General features: G+C 70.3%; 3 protein-coding genes and 1 pseudogene. 1 reads left to right on the forward strand and 3 read right to left on the reverse strand.

Annotation, left to right across the window (positions count from 1 at the left end; all coding sequences use genetic code 11):
- A partial coding sequence (locus K8V11_RS01035; protein WP_303910353.1) for an FAD-binding and (Fe-S)-binding domain-containing protein occupies positions 1–2,044 on the reverse strand: 2,044 nt, incomplete at its 3' end.
- A gap of 4 nt (positions 2,045–2,048) precedes the next feature.
- Positions 2,049–3,335 carry an aspartate aminotransferase family protein gene (locus K8V11_RS01040; protein ID WP_303910354.1) on the reverse strand — a complete coding sequence of 429 codons (1,287 nt, stop codon included), beginning with the start codon at positions 3,333–3,335 and terminating at the stop codon, positions 2,049–2,051.
- Positions 3,336–3,438: 103 nt separating this feature from the next.
- On the opposite strand from K8V11_RS01040, the gene K8V11_RS01045 reads away from it, so the two are divergent.
- The gene (locus tag K8V11_RS01045; protein WP_303910355.1) at positions 3,439–4,431 is read left to right on the forward strand and encodes a D-2-hydroxyacid dehydrogenase; all 993 of its coding nucleotides are present in this window, start codon (positions 3,439–3,441) and stop codon (positions 4,429–4,431) included.
- A gap of 179 nt (positions 4,432–4,610) precedes the next feature.
- Here the strand turns inward: K8V11_RS01045 and K8V11_RS01050 are convergent.
- A pseudogene (locus tag K8V11_RS01050) lies at positions 4,611–5,052 on the reverse strand (hypothetical protein); the annotation flags it as partial.

The raw sequence follows: 5,052 nt of genomic DNA on the forward strand, positions 1-5,052 counted from the left end.
GCGAATAGTGCGCGAGCGGACGCAAACGCCGGGCGTAGTGGTGTGAGAGAAACGCGGACTTGAACGTCGCCATGTCCACTCCGGTCGGACAGTCCGAGGAACACGCCTTGCACGACAGGCACAGCTCGAGCGACTCGGCGACCTCGGTGGAGGACCAGTCGGCCTCGATCCGCTCGCCGCGCACGAATTCCTGCAGTACGCGGGCGCGCCCGCGGGTGGAATCCTTCTCGTCTCCCGTGGCGCGGAAGGACGGGCACATCACCCCGCCCGAGCTCGTCCGGCAGCGGCCGACACCGATGCACGCCTGTACCGGGTGCTGCCCATCGCCCGACGTGAGCAGGCCGAGGTCGCGGTGCGGAATGCCGGCCAGCGCGAGGTCCGCGTCCATGGGCCGCGTCTCGCGTAGCCCTCCGGGCGCGAGAAGACCGGCCGGATCCCACACCCGGACGAACCGCTCGAACGCGCCCAGCATCTCCGTCGAATACATGATCGGCAGCAACTCCGAGCGCGCCCGCCCGTCGCCATGCTCGCCGGAAAGCGAGCCCTCGTACTTGACCGCCAGATGCGCGGCGTCCGTGCAGAAGGCGCGGAACACGCCGCGCCCGGCATCGGAGCGCAGGTCGAAGTTGATGCGGATGTGCATACATCCCGCACCGAAATGCCCGTACATGACGCCGGTCAGACCATGCCTGTCCAGGAGTTCGCGGAATTCGGCGAGGTACCCGGCGAGGAGCTCCGGCCGCACCGCCGAGTCCTCCCATCCCGGCCACGTGGAAAACGTGGAGCCGGTGTCCGGATCGGTGAGGTTGGAGCTGAGTCCGGCGCCGTCCTCCCGGACGCGCCACAGGTCCGCGCGCTCGCCGGGATCGTCGACGCGGCGCAGGTCGCGCACGTGGCCGGTGGACCTGAGCTCCGCGGAAAGTAGATCGGCGTTGGGGAAGTGATCTCCGACGTCATCGGCGCCGGTTTCGGGCGCGGGTGGTTCTTCTACCTCGATGAACAGCCAGGCGTGGCCGTCGGGGAGGTCGGCGACGGAGTCGGCGCCGCGGCGCGCGCGCATCGTCTGGACGATGATTTCGTCGATCCCCTCGATCGCGGTGGGGCGGTGCCGCAGCAGCAGCGGCACGTCGCTCGCGGCGTCGACGATGTCGGCGTATCCGGCGACGATGAGCGAGGTGCGCTGGGACCTGGGGACTATCGTCACGGTCGCCGAGGTGATGACGGCGCAGGTCCCCTCGCTACCGACGAGGGCACGCGCGACGTCGAAGCCTTCCTCGGGCAGAAGGTGGCGTAGGTGGTAGCCGGACACCTGGCGCGGGATGCGGCCGAGCTCGACGCGGATCGCGGCGAGGTGGTCGGAAGCGAGCTCGCGCAGTTCCCGCTCGAGATGTTCGGCGCGGGCGCGGGCCGGCCCGTCGTCGGGGTCGGTGGCGCAGACGCCCGAGCGCGTTGCGGTGAGACGCAGCCCGTCGGAGGTGACCAGGCGCAGCTCGACGACGTGATCGGCGGTACGGCCGTGGCGCACCGAGTGGTTGCCGCAGGCGTCGTTGCCGATGGCGCCGCCGAGGCAGGCCCGGGACTGGCTCGACGGGTCGGGCGCGAACGTGAGGCGCGAGGCGGTCGCCTCGTGGACTGCGGCGCGGATGTGGGTGAGCACGGCGCCGGTCTCCGCGGTGGCGGTGCCGGCGGCCTCGTCCACGGACAGGACGCGATTCATGTGGCGCGAGAAGTCGAGGATGAGGCCGGTGCCGATCGCGTTGCCGGCCATCGAGGTGCCGCCGCCGCGGGCTATCGCCGGGACGCCGAGCCGGTGGCACACCGTGAGAGCAGCGGCGACCTCGTCCTCGGTGCGCGGGAAGAGCACGGCCATCGGCACGACGCGGTAGTTCGAGGCGTCGAAGGTGTACTCGGCGACGCGCCGCGCCGAGGACTCCGGGGCGAGCCCCGACTCGCGCAGCGCCGTTATGAGCTCCTCCACCGAGGCCGCGGGCCGCGCCGGCTCCGCGGAGGGCGGTGCGGGCTCGGCGGGCGACGAGTTGGTCATATGACTAGGCTCCCACCACCGTGCGAACGGCGCGGGCGAACCGCTCGGTCCCGGTCTTGACCTCCTCCGACGTCACGACCAATGGGGGGATGATGCGCACGACGTTGCCCGTGGGACCGCACGTGAGGGTGAGGAGGTCCTCGTCGATGCACGCCTGCTGGACGGCGCCGGCGAGGCGCGCTGCCTCGGCAGCTTCCTCGGTTCCGGCGTTCGCGGTCGGGTTGCCGAACTCGATGCCGAGCATGAGCCCGGTCCCGCGGATGTCGCAGATCTCGCTGACGCCGGACAGCTCCGAGCGCAGGCCTGCGAGGAGCTCTTCGCCGCGCACGCGGGAGTTCTCCACGAGGCCTTCGCGCTCGATGACCCCGAGGGTCGCGACGCCGGCAGCAGCGGCGACCGCGTTGCCGCCGTACGTGCCGCCCTGCGAGCCCGGCCAGGCCTTGCTCATGAGATCGCGGGAGGCGGCCATCGCGGAGATCGGGAAGCCCGAGGCGATGCCCTTCGCGGTGATGAGCACGTCCGGGGCGAGGCCCTCGGTGTGCTGGTGGCCCCAGAACTTGCCGGTGCGTCCGCAGCCGGCCTGCACCTCGTCGAGCACGAGAAGCGCGCCGTGTCGCTCGGTGCGCTCGCGCAGACCGGCGAGGTAGCGCTGCGGCACGGCCATGTAACCGCCGTCGCCGAGGAACGGCTCGACGAGGACCGCGGCAAGCTCGTTCGGCGCGACGCGCGTGGCGAGGAGGAAGTCGAATTCCTTGAGGGCGTAGTCCACCGCCTCGTCCTCCGTCATACCGAGGCGAAGGGCGTGGGGGAATGACGTCGTGGCCACGCCGGACATCAGCGGGCCGAAGCCTGCGGAGAACTTCGTTCCGGCGGTCGTCAACGACGCGGCGGCGACGGTGCGGCCGTGGAACCCTCCCTGGACGGTGACGATGTACGGCCGGCCCGTGGCCATCCGGGCGAGGCGCACTGCGGACTCGACAGCCTCGGAACCGGAGTTCGCGTAGAACACCGAGTCGAGCCCTTCGGGAAGGAACTCGCCGAGCTTCTCGGTGAGCTGCAGTAGCGGCTGGTGCATGACCGTCGTGTACTGGGCGTGGATGATTTTCCCGCACTGCTCGCGGGCGGCGGCGACGACGTCGGGGTGGCAGTGACCGGTGCTGGTGACACCGATGCCCGTGGTGAAGTCGAGGTAGTCGCGTCCGTCGGTGCCGTGGATCCACGATCCGGAGGCGTGGTCGACGACGACGGGGGTGGCCTGCTTGAGGAGTGGCGAAAGCGATGCGTTGCTCATAACGGAAAGTGTGCGGGCCGTAATGCGAATTGTCAACGGTAGGATTGTAGACAATCTTACGAATTCTCTTTCGTCTTCCGTGGGCGGCCTATACGGTGGGGTCATGAGCGAGAATGCGAGCAGTTCCCAGGGCAGGCCCGTCGTCGTCATGTTGTCCGCGGACGGGGTGGCGCCGCCGAATAATATCGGGCAGATCGCCGAGATCGCCGAGGTGCGCGAGGCCACCGCCGAAACGCTCGCGGGCGCGCTGCCCGGCGCCGACGTGCTGTTCGTGTGGGATATCTTCTCCGGCGCGCTCGCCGCCGCGTGGGATGCGGCGGATGCGCTGCGCTGGGTGCACGTCGCCGCCGCGGGCGTGGACAAGATCCTGTTCGACGGGCTGCGCGAGTCCGATGTGCTGCTCACCAACGCGCGCGGAACCTTCGACGAGCCCATCGCCGAGTACGTCCTCGCGTGCGTGCTCGCCAACGACAAGCAGCTCCACGAGACAGAGGCCTTTCAGCGCGCGGGCCAGTGGCGCCACCGCGAGACGCGGAGGGTGGCCGGGCGCCGCGCGCTCGTGGTCGGAACGGGCGCCATCGGCCGCGCGATCGCGCGCAAGCTCCGCGCCGTCGGGATCGAGGTACGCGGCGCCGGGCGCACCGTGCGCAGCTCCGATTCCGATTTCGGCGAGGTTGTCGACTCCGGACAGCTCGCCGATCACCTCGGCGACGTCGACCACCTCGTCATGGTCGCTCCGCTCACCGAGGCCACGCACGGAATGCTCGGCGCCGCCGAGCTCGCCGCGTTGCCGGACGGCGCGCATGTCGTCAATGTGGGCCGCGGTCCGCTCATCGACCAACCGGCTCTGACGTCGGAGATCGCATCCGGCAGGATCACCGCGCATCTCGACGTACTCGTCGAGGAGCCCCTACCGGCCGGCGATCCGCTATGGGAGCTTCCCGGCGCGCACATCAGCGCGCACCTGTCCGGCGATGTCATCGGCTGGCGCGACACGTTGGCAACTCAGTTCCTCGACAAGCTACGGGACTATGTCTCCGGCGCCGAGCCGGGCCCGGCCGTCGACAAGGAGCGCGGGTACGTTCCGGGCCCGTAATTTCCGGATCTCCGCCGTCATTGGCGATGGTCCTTGAGCCGCGGCGGCAGATGCATGCTGTAGACACGCGAAAACCGCCTGGCCGGGTGCGGCGCCGGAACGAGTTCCGGTGCGGGTGCACTGGCCAGGCGGTTTTCTTCGCGAAATGAACCGCCCGCGATCTCGCGGGGTGGAGGGAATTACTCCTCCGCGCCACCGCTGAGCGAGGAGGTGTCGAGCGAACCGGAGTCGTCGCCCGAGCCCTCGTCTGCGGAGCCCTGATCGGCCGAGCCCTCGCCCGAGCCGGACAGCGGGCTGTTCTCGGAGCCTGCCTGGAGCCCGGCTTCCGAACCGGCCTGCGACGCGGTGGCCGAGGCGGTGTCCGGGCCTTCGCTCGATGCGGCCGTCAGACCGGCCTCGAGTCCGGCAGCGGACCCGGCAGCGAGTGCGCTCTCGGCAGAGCCGGAGCCCTCTTCGCCCTCTTCGCCCTGGTACTGCGCGACGTCCTGGGCCTCGGCCTCGGCATCGTCCTCAGCCGGCGCCTCTTCGCTGATGCCCTCGAGGGAGCCCTCAGGGATGAGGCCCTCAACGGAGCCCTCGGGGACGAGGCCCTCTACGGAGCCCTCCGGAACGAAGCCGGAC

The organism is Dietzia timorensis (genome assembly GCF_020742175.1).
GTDB lineage: Bacteria > Actinomycetota > Actinomycetes > Mycobacteriales > Mycobacteriaceae > Dietzia > Dietzia timorensis_A.

Coding starts and splice junctions, on each gene's coding strand:
- K8V11_RS01040 (WP_303910354.1), bottom strand. CDS start 3,335: ATGAGCAACGCATCGCTTTCGCCACTCCTCAAGCAGGCCACCCCCGTC.
- K8V11_RS01045 (WP_303910355.1), top strand. CDS start 3,439: ATGAGCGAGAATGCGAGCAGTTCCCAGGGCAGGCCCGTCGTCGTCATG.